This is a genomic window from Limnohabitans radicicola (assembly GCF_014837235.1).
Taxonomy (GTDB): Bacteria; Pseudomonadota; Gammaproteobacteria; order Burkholderiales; family Burkholderiaceae_C; genus Limnohabitans_A; species Limnohabitans_A radicicola.
Genome location: NZ_JACYFT010000002.1, coordinates 1 through 24,655 on the forward strand (window position 1 = coordinate 1; position 24,655 = coordinate 24,655).

The 24,655-nt window shown below is 57.2% G+C and carries 16 protein-coding genes and 1 pseudogene; 1 reads left to right on the forward strand and 16 read right to left on the reverse strand.

Going from position 1 to position 24,655, the window contains the following annotated elements:
• The 12 genes and pseudogenes from IC609_RS16225 to IC609_RS07850 all read right to left on the reverse strand — a co-directional run.
• Positions 1-4,413: beta strand repeat-containing protein (locus IC609_RS16225; RefSeq protein WP_191818957.1), on the reverse strand; the 4,413-nt coding region annotated here is incomplete at its 3' end.
• Positions 4,414-4,497: 84 nt separating this feature from the next.
• Positions 4,498-5,550: pseudogene (locus IC609_RS16095) on the reverse strand (putative Ig domain-containing protein); the annotation flags it as partial.
• 24 nt (positions 5,551-5,574) lie between these two features.
• The gene (locus IC609_RS07805) at positions 5,575-6,849 is read right to left on the reverse strand and encodes a phage integrase SAM-like domain-containing protein (RefSeq protein ID WP_191818958.1); all 1,275 of its coding nucleotides are present in this window, start codon (positions 6,847-6,849) and stop codon (positions 5,575-5,577) included.
• Positions 6,850-6,858: 9 nt separating this feature from the next.
• Positions 6,859-7,428: an acyl-homoserine-lactone synthase gene (locus IC609_RS07810; RefSeq protein WP_191818959.1), complete on the reverse strand. Its 570-nt coding sequence runs from the start codon at positions 7,426-7,428 to the stop codon at positions 6,859-6,861.
• A 48-nt stretch (positions 7,429-7,476) separates the two neighbouring features.
• Positions 7,477-7,890 (reverse strand): DUF4902 domain-containing protein, encoded by a 414-nt coding sequence (locus tag IC609_RS07815; protein WP_191818960.1) that lies wholly within the window; start codon positions 7,888-7,890, stop codon positions 7,477-7,479.
• A gap of 33 nt (positions 7,891-7,923) precedes the next feature.
• A complete protein-coding gene (locus IC609_RS07820; RefSeq protein ID WP_191818961.1) occupies positions 7,924-8,637 on the reverse strand; it encodes an autoinducer binding domain-containing protein in 714 nt (237 codons plus the stop codon).
• A gap of 312 nt (positions 8,638-8,949) precedes the next feature.
• A complete protein-coding gene (locus IC609_RS07825; RefSeq protein ID WP_191818962.1) occupies positions 8,950-10,974 on the reverse strand; it encodes a hybrid sensor histidine kinase/response regulator in 2,025 nt (674 codons plus the stop codon).
• Between the two features lie 100 nt (positions 10,975-11,074).
• A complete protein-coding gene (locus IC609_RS07830) occupies positions 11,075-11,701 on the reverse strand; it encodes a response regulator (RefSeq protein WP_191818963.1) in 627 nt (208 codons plus the stop codon).
• Between the two features lie 82 nt (positions 11,702-11,783).
• On the reverse strand, positions 11,784-12,503 hold the full coding sequence (locus IC609_RS07835) for a LuxR C-terminal-related transcriptional regulator (RefSeq protein WP_191818964.1): 720 nt from the start codon (positions 12,501-12,503) through the stop codon (positions 11,784-11,786).
• 37 nt (positions 12,504-12,540) lie between these two features.
• On the reverse strand, positions 12,541-14,691 hold the full coding sequence (locus tag IC609_RS07840) for a hybrid sensor histidine kinase/response regulator (RefSeq protein ID WP_191818965.1): 2,151 nt from the start codon (positions 14,689-14,691) through the stop codon (positions 12,541-12,543).
• Positions 14,692-15,684: 993 nt separating this feature from the next.
• Complete coding sequence (locus tag IC609_RS07845) at positions 15,685-16,311, reverse strand: helix-turn-helix transcriptional regulator (protein WP_191818966.1); 627 nt, start codon at positions 16,309-16,311, stop codon at positions 15,685-15,687.
• Entirely contained in the window at positions 16,301-16,711 is a 411-nt protein-coding gene (locus tag IC609_RS07850; protein ID WP_191818967.1) for a hypothetical protein, read from the reverse strand. Before IC609_RS07850 ends, IC609_RS07845 begins: the two co-directional genes overlap by 11 nt.
• 458 nt (positions 16,712-17,169) lie before the next feature.
• Between IC609_RS07850 and IC609_RS07855 the strand changes: the two genes are divergently transcribed.
• Positions 17,170-19,170: a methyl-accepting chemotaxis protein gene (locus IC609_RS07855; RefSeq protein ID WP_191818968.1), complete on the forward strand. Its 2,001-nt coding sequence runs from the start codon at positions 17,170-17,172 to the stop codon at positions 19,168-19,170.
• Between the two features lie 39 nt (positions 19,171-19,209).
• Here IC609_RS07855 and IC609_RS07860 read toward each other — a convergent pair whose 3' ends face one another.
• The 4 genes from IC609_RS07860 to IC609_RS07875 all read right to left on the reverse strand — a co-directional run bounded on the left by IC609_RS07860 (position 19,210) and on the right by IC609_RS07875 (position 24,509).
• Positions 19,210-20,037: a hypothetical protein gene (locus IC609_RS07860; RefSeq protein WP_191818969.1), complete on the reverse strand. Its 828-nt coding sequence runs from the start codon at positions 20,035-20,037 to the stop codon at positions 19,210-19,212.
• Between the two features lie 8 nt (positions 20,038-20,045).
• Positions 20,046-21,989 carry a methyl-accepting chemotaxis protein gene (locus IC609_RS07865; RefSeq protein ID WP_225224084.1) on the reverse strand — a complete coding sequence of 648 codons (1,944 nt, stop codon included), beginning with the start codon at positions 21,987-21,989 and terminating at the stop codon, positions 20,046-20,048.
• 66 nt (positions 21,990-22,055) lie between these two features.
• Positions 22,056-22,520, reverse strand: coding sequence for a cache domain-containing protein (locus IC609_RS07870; RefSeq protein WP_225224085.1), 465 nt, complete (start codon positions 22,518-22,520; stop codon positions 22,056-22,058).
• 39 nt (positions 22,521-22,559) lie between these two features.
• Complete coding sequence (locus tag IC609_RS07875) at positions 22,560-24,509, reverse strand: HAMP domain-containing methyl-accepting chemotaxis protein (RefSeq protein WP_333473662.1); 1,950 nt, start codon at positions 24,507-24,509, stop codon at positions 22,560-22,562.
• Positions 24,510-24,655: the final 146 nt, after the last annotated feature.

A 24,655-nucleotide genomic window follows, 5' to 3' on the forward strand; every position in this document is an offset into this window, starting at 1 on the left:
GCTGTTGGCCAGCCCTGTCAGCGCGGTGTTGCTGGTGTCGATCGGCTCGCTGAACTGCAGTGTGATGGTGTTGCCACCCGCCGCCGCCGCCACAGATTGCAAGGTGGGCAGTACAGTGTCGATGTTCAGGCTGACCACAGCAGCCTGGCTTTGGGCACCTGCTGCGGAATCTGCACCCTGCACCAGCACGGAGTGGGTGCCGGGCGTGAAGCTGCCCGACAGATCCACACTGAATGCCCCACTGCCGTTGGCGGTGCCGCTGGCCAGCAGGGTGTCGGTGGCTGCGTCGTATTGGCCGTTGTTGTTGCTGTCTTTGAAGACACGCACCGCACCGTTGGCGGCGGTGGTGCCGGTCAGGGTCAAGCCCGTGGTCTGGTTGGTGATCAGGTCACCCAGCACGCCGCTGTCGTCTGCTGCGGCCAGGTTGATGGCGGTGGGCGCTGCGGGGCGGGTGGTGTCGATGGTGATGGCCAGCGGGTTGGTGATGACGAAGTTGCCTTGCGTGTCTGTCACCTTGGCCCGGATGTTGTGCACGCCGTTCAGGCTGCCGCTGTCGGTGCCATTGACCAGGCCGTTTTTGCTGAGAGTGATGTCGCGCTGGATGCCAGTGGCATCGGCAGTGACGCTGCCCAGGCTTTCGCCAGCATCGAGCTGTCCGTTGTTGTTGAAGTCGTCAAAAAACTCCACGGTGTTGCCGCTGGCGGTGGTACCCGTGAGGGTCAGGCCAGTGGTGATGCTGGTGAGTTTGTCGCTGTTGCTGTTGCCCAGGTCATCTGCGGCCAGCAGGTCAAAGGTGAGGCCAATGGCCGAAGGCTGTGCCGCCACGGTCAGGCTCTGCGCTGAGGAGTAAGCACTGGCCGCGCCGTTGGCGGTGGCGTCAAAGCCGGCCTTGACCAGGCGGGCATCCACACTCACGGTGCCGTCGCCCACGCTCAGGATGGCCGACTGCGGCACGGTGACGGTGGCGCTTCCGCTGCTGATGTGGGTGCCTGTGAGGGACAGGGTCACCGTTTCGGTGCTGCCACCGGCTTTGGCCCAGCGCAGTTGTACGGTGTCGTTGGCCCGTGCGCCGGTGCCCGCCAGGTTGACCACCACGGTGGTGCCGTCGGCGGCTTCGGTGGCGTTGAGGGCCCCTGCCACCTCGCCTGCCAGGCTGATGGTGGGGGCGGCCAAAGTGCGGGTGTCGCCCGTGGCGTTGGTCACAGCCTGGTTGACGAGGTTGGTCACGTCGTTACCCGCTCGGTCTTGCAGGGCACCCGTGGCGTTGTCAGTGTTGTCTGCGTCGGTATAGCTCACGCTGATGACCTGCCCGGCATTGACCGGGGTGGCCAGGGTCAGCACCACGATGTTACCGCTGACGCTGCGGGCATTGACTGCAATGGAAGGAGGCGCAATGGTGCCGTCTTCGAGGCGGACGCTGTACTTGTTCAAGTCTGGCAGGTTGGTGGCATCGAGTGGGTGGCTGTAGGCCAGCACGAGCTGGTCACCATTGACCGTAGCGCCCTGGAATGTCGGCACTGCGGTGTCACGCTCGATCACCAAGGTCTGGCTGACCGGACTGGTGCCGGTGCCGTCGGTTTGTGTGGCGGTGGCGCGCACCAGGCCATTGGCCACGGTGGCGGTGGCGGTGGCGGTAAAGACGCCGGTGTTGACGTCGGCCGTGACGGTTTGGGTTTCACCGTTGTCGACCACGTTGTCGCCGTCGGCGTCCACCCAGACGCTGACGCTGGCGCCTTGGCGGGCGGTGCCCGAGAAGGTCAGGCTGGCCGCGTTGGTCAGGCGGTCGCTGCTGCTGGCGCCGGTGTCACCCACGCTCAGGCTCAGGTTGGTGATGGCGTCAGGGGCTATCAGGGTGCGGATGGCGCTCAGGCTGGCGATGCCGCTGCCGTTATCGGCGCTGACGGCGATTTGGTAGAGCACGGCATTGAGGTTGTCGGCCGTGACGCCGCTGATGCCCAGCGCTGCAAAGTCACCATCGGTCAAGCCCAATGCATCGCGGTCCATGGCGTAGTTGGGGTCCGTGGGGTCCATGGCGGCCAATGCAGAAAGGCTCTGGACCACATCGGCGATGCCGTTGATTTTGGCGGCTGAGTCGATCAGCGCCTGGTTGGCATCATTGACGCTGTCGATGACGCTGTTCATGAGCGCGGTTTGGCTGACCGTTTGCAGGTCCAGACCCAGGCCGCTGGCCGGGTCAGTGAGTTGCTGTGCGCTCAGGCTGTGCGAGAGGTTGTCGAGCAGGCCGGCCTCTGCCAGGGCTTGCAGCTGCGCTCCGGTGAGGGCCTGCACTTGCTGCAGGGACAGATTGGCCACTTGTGTGGGCGAGAGGTTGTCGATGACGCCTGCGGGCACGCTGTCGATGGCCTCGGGCAGCAGCGAGAGAACCTGGGCTGCGCTCAGGTTGTCCAGGTTGCCTGCGCTGGCCATGGCGGCGGCCTGGTCGCTGTTGATCAGCGACAAATTGAGCAGGGCCACTTGGGCGTCGCTGAACGCGGCCAGTTGTTCGTTGCTCAGGGCTGCGACTTGCGCGGCAGTCAGGGCGGACAGAACGGCGTTGGGCACGCTGTCGATGGCTGCGGGGCTGAGCTGTGCAACCTGCGCTGCGCTCAGGTTGTCCAGGTTGCCTGCAGTGGCCATGGCTGCGGCCTGGTCGCTGTTGATCAGCGACAAGTTGAGCAGGGCCACCTGGGCGTCGCTGAACGCCGCCAGTTGTTCGTTGCTCAGGGCTGCCACTTGCGCGGCAGTCAGGGCCGACAGAACGGCGTTGGGCACGCTGTCGATGGCGGTGGGCGCCAGCGATTGAACCTGGGCTGCGCTCAGGTTGTCCAGGTTGCCTGCGCTGGCCATGGCCGCGGCCTGGTCGCTGTTGATCAGCGACAAGTTGAGCAGGGCCACCTGGGCGTCGCTGAACGCCGCCAGTTGTTCGTTGCTCAGGGCTGCCACTTGCGCGGCAGTCAGGGCCGACAGAACGGCGTTGGGCACGCTGTCGATGGCGGTGGGCGCCAGCGATTGAACCTGGGCTGCGCTCAGGTTGTCCAGGTTGCCTGCAGTGGCCATGGCGGCGGCCTGGTCGCTGTTGATCAGCGACAAATTGAGCAGGGCCACTTGGGCGTCGCTGAACGCGGCCAGTTGTTCGTTGCTCAGGGCTGCGACTTGCGCGGCAGTCAGGGCCGACAGAACGGCGTTGGGCACGCTGTCGATGGCGTCAGGGCGCAGCTGCAGCACCTGGGGGCCGGTGAGCCCGCTCAGGTCGGCCACGGCGGCCTGGGCGCTGGTCATGACGGCCAGCAGTTCGTTGGGCAGGCTGGCCACGACCTGGGCCGACAAGCCGTCAATGAAGTCGGTGGACAGGGCGGCAAAGGCGGTGGTGTTGACCTGGTCGAGGTCGTCCGGACCCGTTTGCTGGCCTTGTGCGGTGCTCAGGGTGCCCAGTTTGGCGGCGTTGGCCGGGTTGTTGAGGTAGGCGGCGATTTCAGTGGGGGTCTTGTTGCTGAAGTCGAAGGCCAGGAAAGGTGTTTGGGTGGCGGTGTCAAAGCCGGTGACGGCGCTCAAGGCGGCGTTGAGATCGGCTGTCAGTGCTGTGCGTGCGTTGTGGGTGAGCACGGCGCCGTCGGCAAAGACCAGTTTGTCCCGGCCCAGGGTGGTGGCACCGTTGGCCACGGTCACTTTTTCTGTCCCGCCATTGATGCTGCGGGTGAAGGTGATGGCGCCCGAGACTTCGGTCAGACTCTTGGTGTAGTCGGCCCAGTTGCCCGTCAGGTAGATCTGGTCCTCTCCCCCAAAGAGGTTGCGCGCATCCACCGTGGCGCCGGCCTTGACGTAGACCTTGTCCACCTGGCCCGTGCCGGTGGCCACCGTGGTCTGGCCCGCTTCGGTCATGGCAAAGGTGGCGCCGGTGGTAGTGCTGGTGGTCGAGGCAAAGGCCCGCAGGGTGTTGCCCGCCGGGGCCGTGGGGCTGTAGGCGGCGCTGGTCAGGCTGTTGTTGACGCCCGAGACGCTGGCCAGCGCTGCCGTCAGGCTGCCTTGCAGCGCGGCGTTGGCCTGCTGGGTACCCACGGCGCCGTCGGCAAAGATGAGCTGGTCGCGGCCCAGGGTGGTGGCGCCGTTGGCCACGGTGACTTTCTCGGTCAGGCCGCTGGTGCTGTCGGTGTAGCTGAAGACGATGGCGCCCGAGACGCTGGTGATGTCTTTGGTGTACTGGTCCCAGCGGTGGTTGAAGAGGACCACATCGGTGCCACCAAAGAGGTTACGGGCATCCAGGTCCACGCCTGCAGCCGCCCAGACGGTGTTGACGCCGCCGCTGCCGGTGGCAATCAGCTGTTGTTCGGCCAGCGCGTATTCGGCCCCCGGGGTGCGCAGATCGAGCAAGTCTGCAAAGGAGCCGCTGATGAAGTAACGAAGGATGGTGGACATGGTGTGTTCCTCTGAATTTGTTTGTTTTGGAGACCCGGAAGGCTGCGCCTGGCACAGCCCTGCGGGTCAGGGGGCTGCAAGGCCTTAAGCGGCAATCACCATGCCGGTGTTACTCCAGTTGTTGGAGATGACGTTTTGCAGCAACTGGTCAGTGACCACCGATGCCGGCAGGGTGATGCCGCTGGCAATGACAAAGTCAATGAAGTAGGCCCCCCCATTGACCGCATCGGTGCCTTCCACCGCCAGCTGCAAAGGCTGACTGACAGTGCCCTGTCCCCCGGCAAACACGTTGGCATTGAGCGAAGCCTGCGGGTCGGTGTTGGTGTGGTCCTGGTTGTCCACATACAGCAGGTCGTTGATGCCGAAGTTGTTGAGCAGCATGTTGCCCGCGCCCTGCAGCACAGTGTTGGCTTGGGCCCCGGAGGTGAGAATCACGCCTTTGACCACGGCAGCGAAGTCACCGCTGGCCAGATCCAGGGTGGTCTGGGCACCAGTAGGTGAACCCACGCCCGTGGCATCAAACCATTTGAGGGCGTTTTCCAGGGCACCGGTGGTGGTGTTCATGGATTGGGCCTGAACGGCGTTGGCAAAGCCCGCGCCCGGTGCCACGGTGCTGAAGTTGACCGTGGTGAAGGCTTGTGTGTCCTGGCCGGTGGTGACGCCGGTGAAAGCCCCTGTGGAGACAGCCAGGCTGTAGTTGGAGGCCAGGTCGAGATCAAAACCGGGGTTGATGATGATCTTGGTGTTGGCCCCGCTGCCCACGATCGTGACGCGGCTGGTGTCGGTCACGCTGAAGGTCTGGGTGTGGGTGGTGCTCTCGCCCTGGTAGCCGGTGCCGCCCAGATCGGTCAGGGTGATGGTGCCCCCGGCCTTGGCAGTGACGGTCTCGCCCACGCTGAGCACAATGCTCGAGCGCACGTCGAAGTTGGTCACAGCGCTGCTGAGCGTGGTGGACAAAGACGGCGCATCCACAGCGGTGATGACAAAGTCGTCATACGCCGTCCGGCTGCCGTCGCTTGCCGTGACGCGCACGGTGGTGGCACCTGCGCCGGTGGGGTTGCCGCTGAAGGTTCGGGTGTCCGCATCAAACGACAACCACCCCGGCAGTGCCCCGCCATCGGCAAGGCTAGCTGTGTACGTTAGGGTGGACCAACGGCAAAATCAAATCACTTGATCACGCTTGCGCTGTTGGTTGTTGTTGCGGCGGCTTTGCAATATCCCCACATTCATTTCTCCGTTCAGTGATGAAGCATAAAAGCGTTCAATGACCTGTATGGAGGTTCGTGCGTTACGCGCCAGGGTCAGCATGTCAATGCCTTGTCCGTACAAAAGCCTGAACATGATGGCGGTGTGGCGCAGGCAATAAAGTGTGCGCGGACGTGCCCAGGTGTCTTCGGTGTTTAATCCCGCCTCGCGCATGACCCACTTGAACCAGAATCCGAGCACTGACAGTGCGTACTCACGATCCTGTTCTGCAGGCAGGAATACATAGTCGTCTGGGTTCCCAAAGCCTTGTAGCTGGGCGCTTTGCAGTAATTTTTCGTAAACATGTACTGCAGGTCTGAGGCTGACCATGGTCGCATCATGCCGTTTCGTTTCTGGTGCATTCAGTTTCAGGTAGAGGTGTTCGCCACGGCAGATTTGTATGTGTTTGTGTTTGAGTTGGCGAAGGTCTCCTGGCCGGATAAAGCTGTTGACCATGAAACGGATGGCCCACGCCATGTCAGGCATTAACGTGAGGTGCTTTTGCGCAATCCAGAATTTCCCCGCAGTTGGGCCGGTTCGCTTGACTTTGGGGGCGATCAATTTCTGGCGAGTCAGGCGGTGAGCCGTGGTTACCATGGTTTTGTACTCTGCGACAGACAGCATGCTGCGTGGTCGGTGAAGGATTTGTACCTTGGGAATCTGCGGCAGTTCATGCAGCAGTTTTTGACGAACGGCCAGCTTGAGTAGTTTTCTCACAATGACCAAATACTGTGAGACGGTGGTTGTACTGAATTTTTTTTCGCACAGGTATTCGACGAAGCTTTCGAGTACGGTTTCGGTGGTCATTGATGGCGCATGGTTAGAAAAAAATGGCAAAACATGCGCTGTGAGCCGGTTTTTCAGAATGTTGACGCTGTCACGACTGACTTCTCCGCGTTGGCTGCGATGCGTTTCTGCTTTGACGAGCAGATGACTCAAAAATTGAAAGTTGTTTTGCTCAATTTTTTCGGTGTTTTTGTTTCGAGCGCTTGGAGTGACTGGTTCAGCAGGCTCGTCGTCAGCACGAAAATGGTGCGTCCAGCCTTCTGGTGTGAGCACATGAAAGTAGGGCTGGTTGTGATGGAAAACCGTCACCGCCGATGTGCCACCTTGTCGCAGCACCGTTTCCGGGTCTGACAGAAACTGGCTGAGCGGCGTGACCAATGAGGAGGGGATTTGTGTGATTTGCATGACGGGTCCTCAGTTGCGTGCTTGCTTGCAGTCAATGAGCAGGGACACGATGGGCAGCCCATGGTTGATGATCGGGGAGCCGGCACGCTCCACACGGTAGCCGTTGCGCCGTAGCAGGCGTTCCATGCCCACTGGCGAGACGGTGACCAGCGTGTGGGCCCCCAGCGCCAGGCTGGTGCGCATGACACTGAGCAGCAATTCTTCGGCGTGGTAGGCCGAGGCCTGGTGTGTGCTTGCCTGTTGGTTCTGTGTGGAGGCGGCCGCGGCAAAGCGCGAAAGTTCCCATATGCTCGGGTCATGCGGGAGTTGGGTGCCTGCCCAGAGTTCGGGGAACACTTTTTCCATGAGGTAGGGCGCTGTGGTAGGCAGCAGTCGGGCGACGCCGCTGACTTGACCCATGTCGTCGTGCGAGCAGACGTAGACGGCATTGGGGCCATCAAACTCATCGAGCTCCATGCCGTTGGTGGTCTGCAGTTCCCAGCCGAGTTGCTCAATGAAGACGGATCGGCGGTAGTGACCCATTTGCTCGAAGAGCGGGCTGGGAAGTTGCTGCCGGGTGCCTGCGCTGTAGTGTTGCATGTCATTCCTTGGTCTTGGGTTGAACAAGGAATGCATGCTAGGGAGAGGTCAGTGCAGCTGTAAGCTGCCAAAAATAACAGGTTGACAGTTCACGGCTTGAGCCACTTCGGTTTGCCAGCTGTGTGCGTCGATCCAACTGGCCAGCACCATGAGGTTGTCGTGCCAACTCAGGGCCTGTCCGTGATGATTGATGAGCTGCAGATTGGTTCTGGGCAGAGCCTCGCGATGCCAATGCAATTGGCGGTCACGGGCGGTTACTTGCCAGTCCCAGCCAATGCTGACGGGCAGGTGGCATTGGCCCAGCCATTCGGTGTAGCCGCTCCACACTTGGTTGACGCTCAAGGTTTGTGCGGGCTGGACCCGTGGGTCAGGGGTGTCCAGAGCTGAAAAAAAATGCGTCAGGCGCAGCGTCAGCAGCTCCTGCATGCTGGTGTGGACTTGTCCGGTTTGGGTGATTTTCATGCCCGTATGCGCGTCCGGTCTCAAAAAAGTGGATCAGCGCAGCCAGCCCAGCTGCACGGCTTTGGCCACGGCAGCGGTTTTGTTGGGCGTATTGAGTTTTTTGAGGCTGTTGGCGATGTGAAAGTCCACGGCACTTTTGCTCAGGGTCAGGATGTCGGCGATGTCCTGGGCCGATTTGCCATCGGCGGTCCACTGCAGGGTTTCCCGTTCGCGCGCTGTCAGCGTCGAGGCGCAGGCGCTTTGTGCTGCCACGAGGGCGCGGGAGAGGCTGATGTGCGCCACCTGGACCAGCCAGCGCATTTGCTGCTCTTTGGCCTGCAGTTCACGTGGCGTGACCAGTTCGTGGCTTCGGCACACGCACAGGAGGCTGCCGGAGCCGTTGGCTTCGATGCTCGACTGTCCCCACCCTGTACGGATGCCGTGGTCCTGTGCGTCTTGCCACAGCGCCGGGTTGTCGGCAAAGGTTTGTCGGGTCCAGAGCAGTGGCTGGGTACTGCGCCTGCCGTGCAGGACGGCCGGGTCGGTGTGCATGTAGCCCGAGCGGTGGTAGTGCGCCTGCCAGTCGGTGGGGTAGTTGTTGATCGTCGTCACGGTGGGTTGTGTGACCGGGTAGGGCGCCTGAAAGCCGTAGGCGACGTGTTCAAACCCCAGCTTGTAGGCGGCGCGCTCAATGTCCGCAAAGATGGCCTGTGGGCTGGTGACCGGTGTCACCAGCAAATTGAGCAGGTCTTCGTGCCAGGAGTGCATGGAGGTTGAGCTGTCGAGACGTATTTCTGCCGATGGCACGGTGGCTTCAATAACGAAGTCCAACACGATTTAACGAGGCATGCAATACCTCGCGGGTAGCCCCGGAGCCAAGCCGAAACCGTTTCTTGGGTCGGCGATTGAATCTGTTGTCGATCATAGCCAACTGCAATCCGGTTCAGTAAACAAGGTTTCTATATTCAGTGCCATGTCCACCTTATGGGGTGGTGCGCAAAATCTTTACAGTTGTGTTGACCCGCAGCTGGGGCTGAGCCCTTGGGTCCCCGTATTCGCGAGGACGACAGACAGTGGACGTCATTCTCGGCTGCTGTGGGGATTCTGCAGTGAGCTTGGAGACATCCACTTTTGCAGTGCCGCACGGACGGTGTCCAGGGTGACGGGTTTGGGTAAATGCATGTCAAAGCCTGCCTGTTCGCAGCGGAGTACGTCTTCGGGCATGGCATTGGCCGTGAGGGCGAGGATGCGGGTGCGAGCGGCCGCCGCCCCTGCTTCGCCGCTGCGGATGCGGCGCACGGCCTCGTAGCCGTCCATGACCGGCATCTGGCAGTCCATCAGGACGATGTCGTAGCTGCGTTTTTGGAGTGCGTGCAATGCCGCCAGGCCGTTTTCTGCCAGCGTATGGCGCAGCCCGAGCTTGTCGAGCATGGCCAGGATCATTTTCTGGTTGAGGGGGTGGTCTTCCACCACCAGGACTTCGGGCCCCGGCAGGTGATGGCTTGGCCGGGCTGTGTCGCCCGATGGCTGGGATGCCCCTTGGGTGTCTTCAGGCAGGTTGGTGCCCGCGTGCAGCGGCAGCCGGAACCAGAAGCACGAGCCCTGGCCAAGGGTACTGTCGAGCCCTATTTCGCCGCCCATGGCCTCGACCAGGCGTTTGCTGATGGACAGCCCCAGGCCGGTGCCGCCGTGGTGGCGTGTGCTGGAGTCATCAACCTGGGAGAATGGTTTGAAGAGCCGGGCTTGCTGGGCTGCCGAGATGCCGATGCCCGAGTCCTGGATTTCACACTTCCAGTGCTGGCCATCGCTGCGGGCCTCAAGTTGTATCTGACCGGCAGGGGTGAACTTGATGGCGTTGTTGAGCAGGTTGTTGATGATTTGCCGCAGCCGGTAGGGGTCTGCCTGGAGGGTCGTGGGCAAGCAGCAGGAAAGTTGAGTGACCACCCGCAGACCTTTGGCTTCTGCGGCGGCTGCATGCAGCTGGGTGCAGCTCTGAATGAGTTGATGCAGATTGACCTGTTCGCTGCGCAGTTCGAGCTTGCCGGCTTCGATTTTGGAGATGTCCAAAATTTCGTCGATGAGTCGGGTCAATGCGTCGGCGCTTTGCTGGATCATCTGCGCCATGTCCGCCTGGTCAGCTTGCAGCCCCGAGGCCTGCAAGAGGCTGAGCATGCCAATGATGCCGTTCATGGGGGTGCGGATTTCATGGCTCATGTTGGCCAGGAAAACGCTTTTGGCTTTGCTGGCCAGTTCGGCCTGCTGCTTGGCTTCGACCAGGTCGAATTCGACTGCTTTGCGTTGCTGGATGTTGGAGAAGCTGCCCACCATGCGCATTGGCTGGCCCTGGTTGTCGCGTTCGACCACTTCGCCCCGGTCGAGCACCCAGATCCAGTGCCCGTCGCGGTGGCGCATGCGGTGTTCGTGGTGGTAGGGGCGTCCGTGTTGCAGGCTGTCGTGCAGCAGCCGTTCAATCTGGCCTTTTTCGTCGGGGTGCAGCAGACGGGTGAAGTCTTGCAGGGTGCCCGTCATTTCCTGTGCGGTGTAGCCCAGCAGGTCGTACCAGCGGCTGTTGTGCCGCAGTTCTCCGGTGTCGATGCGCCAGTCCCACAGGCCTTCGCCGGTGGCTTGCATGACGAGGCTGAGCTGACGTTCGCTGGCTTCCACGCGGGCCTGGGCGGTACGGATGTCGGTCACATCGTGGGCAATGACCAGGATGCAGTTGTCACCGTCCTTGTTCTTGAAGGGTTTTTTGATGGATTTGAAGTAGCGCACTTCGCCGGTGCGGTCGTCGGTGGACTCTTCCATGACGATTTGCGTGATGCCCGAGCGCATGATGCCCAGCACGTTTTCGCGGAAAAATGCGTCCTGTTCAGGGGTGGCGCTGAAGTCGCCATCGGACTTGCCGATCATGGCGTCCGGGGTGGTGCCGTAGAGGTCGGCCACGGTGCGGTTGCACAGCAGAAAGTCGCCTTGGGCATCTTTGAGGACGACGACATCAGGACTTTCGTCCAGGGCGGTGCGCAAGAGTTCGTTTTCGCGTTCGAGCCGTGCGAGCTTTAGCACCAGTGACGGGAGGTTTGCCAGGGGGTCGTTGCTGTTGGGCATGACAGGATTCCTAAGGACGGGTTCATGGCCATCGCATGGATCTCGACCGGATGCTTGGTCATTCTGATTTGAATTGGTTCGTATGAATGGAGTCCAGTATTTACGAGCCCGTTAGGTCAATGCTCAATCCTAAAAAGAAACCGTCAAACCAGTCGGCCTTGACGGGTTTGGATTTGTAAATGACGTTGATGGGAAGTCCCCCCCGACTTTCTATTTCATCCGAATTCAGGGCGGAGAGTGCCAAAATCTTCATGCCTTTGAATTGGGGGTTTTGACGCAGTGTCCGCAGCAGTTCAAAGCCATCTATGCCGGGCATTTTCAAATCCGAAATCATGAGATGCGGCTTGATGTTTGAAATCTCCATCAATGCTTCCAAACCGGATGAAACTGCGGTGCAATCAATGGATGGACTTGTGTTGTCCATATACTGCTGAAGCATCTCACGAGTCAATGTGTCATCTTCAACCAATAAAACACGCAATCGTTTGTCTGGTGCTGTTTTTTGAGTGGTATTTTTGATATTGTGCTTAACTTGGTAGGCGCGTACAGACGACAAAGAGATGCGACGATGTCCCCCCTGTGTTTTCCATCCTGCCAATTCGCCCTGCTCAACCAGATGCTGAATGGAGCCAACAGAAAGGCCTAGTAATTTGGCAGCGTAAGTCGTTCCGCAATAATCATCAGCATGATCAGCTGATGGATTAGGTGGTGAGGTGAGTTTATTCATTTCTTGGTTGAGTTTTTCAAATTTATTGCATGAAAATGGAGTTTAACTTGACTGAAATTGAAAAAAATGAGCAACTCGTTTATCACAAAATCAAACCATTTCTTTTGGCGAAATGAAGTGCTTGAAGGCGATTTTTGACATTCAAAATCTTGAACATCCTGGCAAAATGAACTTTTACAGTGCTTTCGTTAATTCCTAAATATTTTGCAATTTCACGATTGGTAAGGCCTTTATCCAAAAGGTGTATCAATTGACGATGCCGTTTTGAGATTCTAAGGTGGTCGGCTGAAACATCTTCTGTGCGCAAATTGTTGTTTTCTGGGTTTATTATATTTTCTAATTCGAGTATAACTTCTGCTGTGTTTGAAGTTTTGTCCAGAACTTGCAAAAATCCTTGGCTGATGTTTGAGGTCGGATTGCCAACTGAGTTAATATCTGTAACGGCGATGATTTTCGCGTTAGGTGCAGTTCTGGCGATGTAATCTAGGCTTAAGTTGCCTGAAAACCCAGTGGATTGCGGTTCGATGAATATGAAATCCGGTTCATGATGTTTTCTCATCAATGCATCCAGTTGATTGAATGTATTGGCTGTGAAAATTTTGGCCGCAGGGCATACCCTAAGTATGAGCATTGATACCATATCGCTTGCAATCGGATGATGGTATATTACTAAAACAATCATTTTTAAATTTTCATGCTTGTGCCATGTTTTTTCCAAGAATTGCGATTTATGTGGGAAATTAAATCCTTTATTTCTGGCGCCTCCATTTCTGCAGCCCTGCGCCAAGGTCGAGGCCAGCATGGCTGTGGCCTCAGGCCGTCAGGGGCTGGGTTTGTGCTCAGTGAGGAACGGACTGAAGTAAGGATTGGATGTTTTCGGTGAGTGTGTGGCGTGAGATGGGTTTGGGCCACACGGCATCCATGCCCGAGCTCAAGCAGCTGGTCACGTCTTCGTCGAGCGTGGCCGCTGTCAGTGCCACGACTTTCTGGCGTTGGCCTGAGGGTTCTTCGGCCCGTATCTTGCGTGAGACTTCAAAGCCATCCATCACGGGCATGTGGCAATCCAGGATCACCAGGTCGTATTTGTTTTTTCGCCAGTAATCGAGCGCGATGGCGCCATTGAGGGCGTAGTCGGCCTCAATCTCCATGTCTTTGAGAAAGGATTGCAGGATTTGCATGGATATGGGGTTGTCTTCAGCCAAAAGGACGCGCAACAGGTTGTTGTGGCCCGTTGTTGTCTGCGCTGGCGCATCTGCGAGGGTGATGGCTGAAGTGTGTTGCTGGGCTGCGGTCAGCGCTTCGTTCCATTGTTTGCGGGTGCTTGGCTCGAGGATGAAGAGTGCTTGGTCATCATGGTGGTGTTCGGGGTGGGTTCCCACTTCGATGACCATGTGTGGGTGTGCGGGCTGGTTGGGCCTGTTTCCGTCGTGCACGCAGACGGTTGCACTGCTCAGGCCTGCAGGCTCGGTGCAGTAGGGGATTCCCAGTTTTTGGAGGTGGTTCAAGACGCTGCTTCGGAGCAGGTCATTGACGATGTTGACATGCCATGTCTGCGGGTGTTTGGATGGCGCTGCTGCTGGCTGAACGATGGTGATGGGCAATTCGATTTCAAATTCTGTGCCCAGCCCTTCGGTGCTGCGCATGGTGATTTTCCCGCCCATCAGTTCGACCAGTTGCCTGACGATGACCAGACCGAGGCCTGTCCCTCCGTATTGACGGCTGTTGCCTGTGTCTGCTTGCTCAAAGGGCTGGAACAGCCGTTGTTGTGCCGGTTCTGAAATTCCGATACCGGTGTCGGTGATCTTGATGCTCAGACGTGCTGCGTCATCTTGAGTGGACAACTGTGCATGCAGGCGGACCCATCCTTGTTTGGTGAATTTGAAGGCATTTCCGAGCAAGTTGGTCAGAACTTGCGTCAACCTGAAGCCGTCGATCTTGACCTCCAGGCCTTCTGGGATGTCCAGTGTGCTGTAGAAGTCAATCTGGCCCAATTCGACGTGAGGGCAAAAAGTCTGACTGACTTCTTCGAGCAAGTGCAGTAATTCGATCGTTTGCGCGTCCAGCGGCATGGCGTGTGCGTCCAGTCGGGCGAAGTCGAGGACGTTGTTCAAAAGCCCCAACAGGTGTTGGCCGGAGTTTTGAATGATGCGGACAAAACGCGCTTGTTCTGGCGGCAGCTGCTTGTGTTCCAGCAGTTCGGAGGCGCCCAGCACCCCCATGAGGGGGGTGCGCAGTTCATGGCTCATGTTGGCGAGCAGCCGGGCGCGCACTTGTGCCGATTCTTTTTCGGATTGAAGCTTGGCGGCCGAGTTGACTTGGCGGGTCAAAACCCGCGACAGCCAGATCGCACCGGCTGTGAGGGTGATCAGTGTGATGATCAGCATCAGCATCAGCAATTGCCAGGCGGTCGACCAGCGTTTTGTCGTGGCCGCTTGCGACAAGCTGGTGTCGAGCGTCAAGTCCAGTTCGGGCAGCTCAATGCGCTCCACAAATTCGAGGTCTCGCAGCGCCACCGGTGTTGTCGCCGTGCTCAGTACAGGTTGTTGTTGGTGGTTCAGGGTCACGCTCAGGCCGTATGCCTGTGAGGTGTCTGTCAACCATTGGCTGAGGGGCCGCATGGGCAATATGCCAACCACCGCGCCCTTGAATTCGCCTTGGGGACTCCAAACGGGCAGCACGCGTGCCAGGCCTGGGCCGTTTTTGCCCGGTGCAGACGAGGTGAAGATGTGTCCGAGGGGGAGTTGTCGTGCTTGCGTCAGCCATTCTTCTTGTCCCCATGCCGATGTGCCTGCGGGCAGGGACAGCATCGATTCGCCTGCGGGTCCCAGGATAAACAAATGGTCATAGGGCAGTTGTGTGCTGGCTGTGCGGCCTTTGAACAAGGCATCTTTCTCGGTCATCGATGCGCCCAGCCGCTCAAAGGATTCGCAGGTGTGCAGCAACACGTCATCCAGGTGTTGTATCTGGCTTTGCATTTGCCACTGGAGCATGCGAGCGGCGGCTTGCCCTTCTTTCCAGGCACTTTTTTGCGCCGCATCTTTGAGGCTGAAGCAATAAAACAGTGAGAGCAGCGTCAGTGCCAAGACCAAAGCGGCCCAACTGCCCCAGATGATTCTGCGGCGAGAACGGGCCCATGCCGGGTCTCCGCCTGTCGAAATCGAAGCAGTTTTGTTGTGAGGAATTGCTGAAAAATCTGATTGACTCATGGATGTAGACTGAATTTATGCAAAATTGGAATTTATTGATTGAAAATTTAATCTATGTAAACTTTTTATGATTAATGGGAAAATCTTGCTTAGGAAATTTTTTCCGTTTAATTGATGATTTGCTGATCAATTGTTAGAACTGAGACGGTGGAGGCAAATTCATGACGAAATTTGCGTCACGCTAACTGCATGTTTTATCTATTTTTTTGGCAGAAACGTACAGTGGTTGAAGCACTCCCTGAAACCTGAGTCGGCTGGAAGTAGTCAATTCCAAGTGACCGAGTTCCGACGTGAAGAAATCCAGATTCAGTGAAAGCCAGATCGTTGCAATTCAGCAAGGAGTCGACGGGGCGCCAAGGTCGACGAGATGTGCAGGAGGCTCGGCGTGAGTGAGCCCACCTGTCAAAAATGTAAAAAGACAGGTCTTGGGCTGAGCAGTCCTGCACCTGCGCAATGACATCAACTACCAGACGAAAACGCCCGGGTCAAGTGCATCTTTGTGTGTGTCGGCCTGATGCATATCGCGATAAAGCCTGTGCATTGCGTGGCTGGGACATTTGGAAATTTACTGTCGGTGGGGTATTGGATTTTTAATAAGGATGTGAACCAGGTGGCCACCTCGACGGCCCTCGTTTGGAAATTGGTGTCGAAGCATCTGCACGCCATTCAAAGTAATGGCTCCCAGCGCATTACAACCGCAAAGCTCTCGAATGACTCAAAGACCGGATTGAGCGAAAGCTGCAGTGGGGCGGTAGGGATGCCCGACAATCTACGCGGTCAAATCGAAGGAACGCCAGCCCAATTCCGTATGGTTTTGCGGGTTGACATGTCAGCGAACTGGTCCACGGCTCGTTGTAGGGCAATGGGGTCAAAGCTTGTCAATTGGCGTCGCGCATGAATCAGGACTGTGTTGATGTTTGCGGTCAATTTGTCGAGCGTGTTCAACAGATCAACGAACAAAATTTCAGGGGTCAGTTGTTCCCTGCCGATCTCGATCTGTCCGTCAATGGGGTCGTGAGCAGTGATCTTAAGAGTCATCAGGCTGGCATAGTCTTCGATGACCCTGGCTTGCAGGGTGATTTTGTTGGGATTGAACACATGGTTCAGGTAAGCCTTGATGATTGCCTCGACGCGCTTTTCAGAAAATTCTGATCGTCGCAATCTCCCGCAGATGGTCTTGACAGCACGCTGCGCCGGTTCGGTCGCCAATTGTCCAACCACCCAGTCCGTCCTGCTTTTGAAGCGTTGCTCATACAGCTCGACCTCTGCCAAGGTGTAGCGGATACAACGCCCAATTTTGATGAAGCAGGGTCCTTTGCCGTGCTGTCGCCATCTGGCGAGTTCATCGCTGGGAATCCCCAATCGGTCAGCAAGTTCCTGGGTTGACAGCGGTCTACTGCTCATCGGTGGTGTAGAGGCTGTAGACGGCGGTCATGACCGGGGAAGTCGGGTCCAAAGGAACCAAGCGGGTTTTGATCTTGGGTGGCGTGGCATTCGCCAATCGATAAAGCTGGTTTTGGATTTGGCTGGATGATTTTTGGCCGCCCATGCAAGCGGCCTGGATTTGAGCGAGGGTGGCTTGGCCCGTTTGCTGGAGGTACAGCAAGATCTCATCGGCACCTTCAAATGCAACGTTCGTCCTAGCCTGGTTTTCGAATTGCTCAATGGCTGCCAGCGGGTACTGGACCTTTTTGCCGAGCTTGAGATATTCCGGGCCTTGTTTCGTGGTTCGCCAACGCTGCAGGGTCTTGGGGCTCATGCCCCATCGGACGGCAAGATCGACTTCGCTCAGGGTGGTAAACAAGCTTCATGCTCCTTGTGATGACGGAGCTGCATTCACGCGTACTTCGGCCGAAAAGTCGAGAGAATCCGCTCTCTATGCCCGGCAGGGCCGTAGACAGGGCGTTGGCCGGTACAGTTGCCTCCTCTCATTCACTCTCTAGCGCTACCAAGCATGATGGAACGTGAATAGAAAGTTGGTCAGTGGCCAGCCGCCCACTACCATTCCTTCTTTCCAACCATGACCTGCCAAGCCTGTCGTTCGCACAGGCTGATTGCGCAGGCACTGGCCAGCTTCTCGTGCTGGTGTCATTCCAGGATCGTCCTGCCGTCAGCCCTGCGCCAGGGCTGCATGGCATCCTTTTCTGGGCGCGTTCGGTGCATTGCAAACCATTGATTTTGTCGTTTATCTGGCGATTTGATGACTTTGACGATTTAAAATCATCTCAACGCAGCAGCAGAAAACAAACAAGGAATTTCTCAATGAACGTCAAGTCACGGCTGATCATGGGTGGGGTTTGCTCACTGGTGGGGTTGGTGTTGGTGTCGGTGGTGGCTCTTTACATCGAAAAATCCACGCTGCTGGAAGACCGCAAGATCAAAACCCGGCACCTGGTTGAAACCGTGCACGCGGTCGTGAACCATTTCCAGGCGCAGCAGAAAGCGGGCACCATGAGCGAGTCGGATGCCCAGGCCGCCGCCATGGGCGCACTCAAAGCTTTGCGTTACGAGACCAAAGAGTATTTCTGGATCAATGACCAGACCCAGCCGGTACCTCGCATGCTGATGCACCCCACTGTCCCGGCACTGGACGGCAAGGTTCTGGATGCGCCCAATTTCAATTCGGCGACCAGCCAACAGTTCGGGGTGGATGCACCTGTAGAAAAAACGGATGGGAAAAAGAATATTTTTGTGGCGTTCAATGAAGTGGCCAGCCGAGCCGGTCAGGGATTCGTCACTTACAACTGGCCCAAGCCCAAAGCCGAAGGCGGGACGACGACCGAGCTCTATGAGAAGCTGTCCTATGTGAAAAAAGTGGATGGCTGGAATTGGGTGGTCGGCACCGGCATTTACATCGACGATGTTGAGGTGATTTTCTGGCAGCATGCGACACAGTTTTCGATCCTGGTCTTGCTGGTCATGTTGGTCATTGGGGCCGTCATCCAATGGCAAATCAAGAGCATCATCAAACCCTTGCAGGCTTTGCGCAACATGGTCACGGCTGTGGAAACCAGTTCTGATTTTTCCAGGCGCATCAAAGACATCTCTGACGATGAAGTCGGCCAAACAGCCCGCGCCTTCAATCAACTGATGTCCGCGCAGCAACTGGCCATCGTCGAGGTCAACAAAGCCGTTGAGGCTTTGGCAGCTGGCAATTTCGATGTGGAAATCACGGCAGGTCTTCAAGGTGATCTGCGGACGATGAAAGATGCTGTGAATGCCAGCGCTCAAAGTGTGCGAGCGACCATGGCGGCTTTGGCGGAAGTGATGTCGGCGTTGTACAACGGTGATTTCAGTCAGCGCATGTCCAGCCAGGTCAAAGGCGATTTGCGTGGTCAAGTGGATCAGGCCATGGAGGCGATGCAAGCGCTGCTGGGCGATGTGGCGCGGGTGATGAACGATGTCGCAGCCGGTGATCTGACTGGGCGCATCACTGCCGACGGACGCGGTGAACTGGCCCGTCTCAAGGCCAACATCAACCAGTCGCTTGATGCACTGACAGAGACGATGCGCAACGTGCACAGCAACACCCGACAAGTTGCGGCAGCTGCCAATCAAACCAGCCAAGCCATCAGCCAGATCAGCGATGGTGCCCAGAACCAAATGCACGGTATCGCCCAATTGGCCAACGCTGTCAAAGAGACGGCCGCATCGGTCACCGATGTCTCGCGCAATACCGAGGCGGCCAGCAGCGGTTCCCGCGAGTCTGTGGCGATTGTGCGCAACGGAAAAGCCAAAATGGCCACCATGGTCGAAGTGGTCAATGGCATCGCAGCCAATTCAGAGAAAATCAACAAGATCACGGAAGTGATCGAAGGCATTGCCAACAAAACCAACCTGTTGTCTTTGAACGCCGCCATTGAAGCGGCCCGTGCCGGGGAGCATGGCAAGGGCTTTTCTGTGGTGGCCGAGGAGGTGGGTAAGCTCGCCGCCAGCAGCGCAGAGAGCACGCAGGAAATCGCCTTGTTGGTTCAGCAAGCCGTTGCTGAAGCGCGCCGTGCGGTGGCCACCGTGCAAGAGGTCAGTGCCGATATGGAGCGCATTGAAGCTGGCGCCACCGAGGCCGATGGCATGATGCAGCGCATCTCCGCGGCCCTCGAAGAGCAAAGCAATGCGGTGCAAGAGATCAATGCCAATGTCTCCACATTGAACCGGATCGCCCAATCCAATGCATCTGCAAGCGAGGAAATCACTGCAACGGTGATTGAGTTGTCCAAAATTGCCGACAGCACGCGTCGCGAGGTGGATCAGTTCAAGATCTGATGTCGCCGATCCAGGAAATACCCGGAGTATTTCCTGGCTTCAAATGGCTTGAAGAGCTTCGATTTGCTGGTCGATGATGGCTTGCACGCCCAACCGGCGGCTGGCGGGACTTGAGAACAGGGCGGCATGTTTCAAGAACATCAAGCGACCTTCGGGCGGCAGCAAGGACTGCGACAGTTTGGGGGCAACGGTCGACCACTCGCGGGACAGTTGCTTTGTCAGACCGCCTCCCGTGGCGGGCAGCGCGCTCGCCAGGATGTCGGACTCCTGTATCAATACCAGCATGCACCGTGGGTCCGCGATGTCGAACGGCAGTCCTTGAATCGCCTGGTGAGATTCTGCGACAAACGCCGGATCGGTTTTCAGGATCAAGCTGCTGATGAGGGCTTGATCTTCTTCATGCACACGGTGCTGTGACATGTGCGGCAACAGCGCCTGTACCGTCAAGGTCTCGATTTCAGAGCGAAAGGCATTCACCCGTCCGTTGTGCATGAAATCATGGCTCACCATGGTCAGCATGCCCAGCCATTCGGCATGGCTCAGTGCAGCGGACGACGGGCGGCCTGAAATCATGCGCTCATTGCACAGCAGCACGCAAAGGGAAACCACGGTGTCGGAAAAGTGCAAACGGTTGTGATACGCCGGTTCTGCTTGCGTGGCCGCGCGTTTGACCCCATCCGTCTCAATGGCCTGGATCACCGAAAAAATGCAATCGTGCAGTGCCTGATGTCGTGGCGTCAATCGGGTTTGCTTGGTGTGGCCCAACTGAGCCAAGGCATTGCGAACCACCAGATCCAGGCCTGGCCAACCATCTGGCCATTTGTCCCGGAGGTTTTTCAAGGAGGCGATCAAGTACGGCAGATCCATGTGGCGTTTCAGAGAATGAATTTCTGAACCTCACGGTGCGTGGAATCCGCGAGCTTGGACAGTTCCATGACGGTTGCGGTGATTTCCTCGGAAGCAGAGGAGTTGCTGCGCGCGATGCCATCGACGCTGGCCAGATTGGCATTGATCTGCTCGACGGCGGTGCTTTGCTCTTCCAGCGCAGCGGCAATGCGTTGCAGCATGTTGTCGGTTTCTTGGGAGCCGCTTTCAATGCGTGCCATGTCTGAGCTGACTTCTTGAACGGCTGCCACGGCCAGACGGGTTTCCTCCACAGCTTGTTGCACAAGCAGTGCAATTTCCTGCGAACTCTCGGCGCTGTTGATGGCCAGCTTGCCCACTTCGTCGGCCACCACAGCAAAGCCTTTGCCATGTTCACCGGCACGGGCCGCTTCAATGGCGGCGTTCAAAGACAACAGGTTGGTTTTGTTGGCAATGCTTTCGATCACTTCAGTGATCTTGTTGATTTTTTCTGAGTTGGCTGCAATGCTGCCAACCACTTCGACCATGTGGTCCATCTTGCGAATGCCATCGCGCACGATCTGGACGGATTCCTTGGACTTCTGGCTGGCGATCTCGGTGTTGTGCGAAACCTCCGCCACCGAAGTGACGGTTTGACGGACCGCTGTGGCCACTTGACTGATGGCGTGGGTCTGGTTGAGCGCGCCATCGGAAATCTGGCCAATGGCCTGACTCGATTGTGAAGAGGCTGTGGCCACTTGGCGCGCGTTTTGATTGATCAGGCGCAAAGTGGCACTCAAGGCGTCCAGTGACGCATTGATGTCGTTTTTCAGTGTCAGGAGGTCGCCACGGCCTTGTGCATGGATGCGTGCACTCAAGTCGCCTTGCGAGACGCCTTTCATGACACTGCCCACTTCGCTCATCATGCTGTTGAGGGAGCGCATGGCTTCGCTGGCCTGCAGCATGGCACGCTGAAATTCGCCCGTCACATCCAATTGGATCTGTTTGGAAAAATCGCCGTTTTGCAAGGCTTGCATGATGCTGTTGAGCCCATGCATGGTGGCACGCACACTCTCGACGGAGCCATTGACGGCGGACTTCATCACGCCCATGTCACCTTTGAGTGGTGCCTCGATGCGATGACTGAAGTCACCTGCAGCAACGGCAGTCACCACCTGGTTGACCTCTTGCACGGCGCTTTGGAGCGATTGCAGCAGCGCGTTCAGCGATCTGGCCGCTTGCCCCACTTCGTCTTCACTTTCCACCTTGATGCGCAGGGAGAAATCTGCACGATCCTCGATGGCGGCGATTTGCTTTTGCATGGCGCGCAGCGGTGAGGCAATCTTTTGCCCTGCAAAATTGGCCAGAAGCAAACCAATGGCGATGGCCAAAAGCAAAGCGAAGATCTGCAATTTTTGCTGCAGATCGATGCCGTCGTTGAGCTCTTTTTGGGCGTTCGATGCGGCGATCCTGCTGGCCGCGCCTTCTTTCCGAAGAGCTTCAATCAACTGGTCGTAGGCCAAATCAGCATCTTGCATCATCATGGCCCCCAAGTTGGTGTCCGATGTGGCCGAGTCATATGCCTCACGAACGGCTGCGTCGTAAGTCTGCAGGGGCTTGATCAGGTTGCGCAATTGGGGGTTGCTGCTGGCGTCCAGATCGCGGCCCACATCTCCCATGGCGGTGAGCTGTTCGGTCATCATCTGCTCTGCAGACTGGGCGGCCTTCTCGCTTTTGAGGTTGAGCAAGGCCAGGCTTCGGTAAGCCGCAGCATGCGTGGCGTTGACGGTGGCTTCTGTCTCTTGCGCCATGCGCTCCGTCGCCACAGAATTGCCCAGCATGAGGTTCACACTGCTCTGAAACGATTGCAGGTTGACGTAGCTGAAAACCCCAAAGCACAGCAGTAAAACTGCGACCAGCAGCGGTGCCATCATGAGCTTCTTTGAAATGCCCATTTTCTTATAGTTGGAAATCATCGTGCGCAGTCAAAATGGATGAAAAAAGGCGAAGTGCATTTGACGCACTTCGCCCATGGGTCGGCATTACAGTTTGTAGATGCCGCCGCAAATGAGCAGGTTGCCCAGCTTTTCGCAGTAAGCCTGTTTGGCTTGCACCGTTTTGGTCAGCGGGTCTGTGAATTTGTAGTCTTGCCAGAATTTGGCTTTGCTGGCCGCCAGGGTGACGCGTTCCTTGACGAATTCTTTGCCATCAGGATCTTTGAGGTTGATCAGGTCCTTGCCCACTTGCTTGGGGTTTTGTCCGTGTGCCAGGCATTTACCCGTGATGTCGTAAATCACCAGGTACAAATCGCGGTCCACAAAGGTCTTGCTTGGGGCCGTGAAGTCCACATAGGCGGCTTCGCCTTTGGCTTTGACCGCTGCAACGCCTTTGGCAACCATGGCTTCAGCATCTGCTTTGGTGGCCCGGTCACCGGCGGCAAAACCGGAAGTGTGTGCCAATGCCAGCACCAGGGTGAGCATTGTGGTCAGAAATTTTCTTTGAATCATGTCGAGGTCCTCTCTTTTAAAAAACAGTCAGGTGGCCAATCAGTCGGTCATCGAGAACTTCTCGAGTTCGCGGCGGGTGCCATCGGCGATCTTGGACAGTTCCATCACACTGGCTGTGATTTCCTCGGCCGCAGAAGCGTTGCTGCTGGCAATGCGATCGAGGTTGAAGACGTTGGCGTTGATTTCTTCTGTTGCACTGCTTTGCTGTTCCAGCGCGGCGGAGATGCGTTGCAGCATTTGATCTGTCTCACGTGAGGCGAGCTCAATGCGGCTCATGTCTTCGCTGACCTCTTTCACGGTGGCCACCGCCTTGGCGGTTTCGGTCACAGCCTGTTGGACCAGTTGTGCGATTTCCTGAGAACTTTCTGCACTGTTGGCAGCCAATTTGCCCACTTCTTCCGCAACCACGGAAAAACCCTTGCCGTGTTCGCCTGCGCGCGCAGCCTCGATGGCGGCGTTCAGGGACAGCAGGTTGGTCTTGTTGGCAATCTTTTCAATCACTTCTGTGATCTTGTTGATCTTGTCCGAATTGGTGGCAATGTTGCTGACCACATTGACCATGTCGCTCATCTTTTGCATGCCGTCGCGGATGATGGCGATCGACTCATGCGACTTTTGGCTGGCGATGCTGGTGTTGCGGGACACATCGCTGACCGAGGTGGCTGTTTGACGAACAGCTGCTGCCACCTGCGAGATGGCATGTGTCTGATTTTGTGCGCCGTCCGAAATCTGGGCAATGGCATTGCTCGTTTCATTGGCGGCCGTGGCCACTTGGCGTGTGTTGCCGTGGATGGCGCGCAATGCCTGGCTCATCGCATCGAGTGAGCTGTTGATGTTGTCCTTGAGCGTGATCAGATCGCCATGACCCTCGGCCACCACGCGCTGTGACAAATCACCTCGGGCGACATGGCTCATCACTTGCCCAACGTCTCCGATCATGGACTCCAGTGAAGCCATGGCCGTGATGGTTTGGTCAAGCGCCTGTTTGAATTCGCCTTGCACCTGCGCGCTGGAGCGTGCAGAGAAGTTGCCATTGGACAGGGCGTTCAGCATTTGACCGATGTCCTGGATGGTCAACTGGATGCTCTCGACAGAGGTGTTGATGGCATCCTTCATGGTCTTGAGATCGCCTTCAAGTTGGGCTGTGACGCGCAAACTGAAGTTGCCCTGGGCCATGGCTGTGACAGTGCGGTTCACTTCTTGAATGGCTGTTTGCTGCGAATCCATCAGTGCGTTGAACGCTTTGGCGGTCTGTCCCACTTCGTCGTTGCTCTCGACCTTGACGCGCTTGGAGAAATCGGCGCTTTTCGCCACTTCGTGAACCATTTTGCGGACCTTCTCAAGAGGACCGCTGACCGAGCGAACAATCCAAAGTGCGAAAGCCGCGCCCAGGGCCAGTCCCAGCACGATCAGGCCGATGCTGAAAATCCGGTTGGACTCATAACGGTCGATCGAATCTTCGTATTCCTGCTTGGCGACTTTGAGCTGGACTTCAATCAAGTCGGAAAATTTGCCACTGATCGGGTCGATGGCAGGGTACAAGGGGCCAGCTGTGAATTCGGCCATCGCATGCCGGTCTTCGCGGGTCAGGATGTCGCGCATGCGGTCAAGTTCGACCTGGGTGCTCTTGAACATGGGCTCAATTTCAGCCACCAAGCGTTGTTCTTCGGGCACCAGCACCGTGTTCTTGTATTTGTTCCACTTTTCGGCAATCTGCTGCTCGGCATCCGCCAGATTTTTCCGACCTTCTTCCCATGAAATATTGCTGTTTCGCACCTTGTGGGAGGTGTCAACAATGTTCACGGCATACATGTCGGCAATGACCTTGAGGTCGCGCAAGGGGACCACGCGATCGTCGTACACAGTTTGCATGCTCTTGACGCTGTCGGCCAGATTCATCAGGCCGTTGATGCCGATCGATACGGACAAGAGGCCCAGCAGCAAGACCAGCAGCATCAATCGTTTGGCGACGTTCAAATTTTTCAGCACGTTATTTCCTTGCTCATGTCAGGCGTGATCACATCCGTGTTCGCTACAGCCAAACCGCTTTGGAGTGGTATCCCACTGCGGTGGATTGGTACGAACTCATTCCGCAGCATTGTGTATCAAAAATTGTTTAAATTGACAAAAACGAT

Coding starts and splice junctions, on each gene's coding strand:
- IC609_RS07860 (WP_191818969.1), bottom strand. CDS start 20,037: ATGGATCTGCCGTACTTGATCGCCTCCTTGAAAAACCTCCGGGACAAA.
- IC609_RS07845 (WP_191818966.1), bottom strand. CDS start 16,311: ATGAGCAGTAGACCGCTGTCAACCCAGGAACTTGCTGACCGATTGGGG.
- IC609_RS07825 (WP_191818962.1), bottom strand. CDS start 10,974: ATGCCCAACAGCAACGACCCCCTGGCAAACCTCCCGTCACTGGTGCTA.
- IC609_RS07870 (WP_225224085.1), bottom strand. CDS start 22,520: ATGATTCAAAGAAAATTTCTGACCACAATGCTCACCCTGGTGCTGGCA.
- IC609_RS07810 (WP_191818959.1), bottom strand. CDS start 7,428: ATGCAACACTACAGCGCAGGCACCCGGCAGCAACTTCCCAGCCCGCTC.
- IC609_RS07815 (WP_191818960.1), bottom strand. CDS start 7,890: ATGAAAATCACCCAAACCGGACAAGTCCACACCAGCATGCAGGAGCTG.
- IC609_RS07820 (WP_191818961.1), bottom strand. CDS start 8,637: ATGCACTCCTGGCACGAAGACCTGCTCAATTTGCTGGTGACACCGGTC.
- IC609_RS07805 (WP_191818958.1), bottom strand. CDS start 6,849: ATGCAAATCACACAAATCCCCTCCTCATTGGTCACGCCGCTCAGCCAG.
- IC609_RS07855 (WP_191818968.1), top strand. CDS start 17,170: ATGAACGTCAAGTCACGGCTGATCATGGGTGGGGTTTGCTCACTGGTG.
- IC609_RS07835 (WP_191818964.1), bottom strand. CDS start 12,503: ATGCTGGCCTCGACCTTGGCGCAGGGCTGCAGAAATGGAGGCGCCAGA.
- IC609_RS07840 (WP_191818965.1), bottom strand. CDS start 14,691: ATGCTCCAGTGGCAAATGCAAAGCCAGATACAACACCTGGATGACGTG.
- IC609_RS07865 (WP_225224084.1), bottom strand. CDS start 21,989: ATGATTTCCAACTATAAGAAAATGGGCATTTCAAAGAAGCTCATGATG.
- IC609_RS07830 (WP_191818963.1), bottom strand. CDS start 11,701: ATGAATAAACTCACCTCACCACCTAATCCATCAGCTGATCATGCTGAT.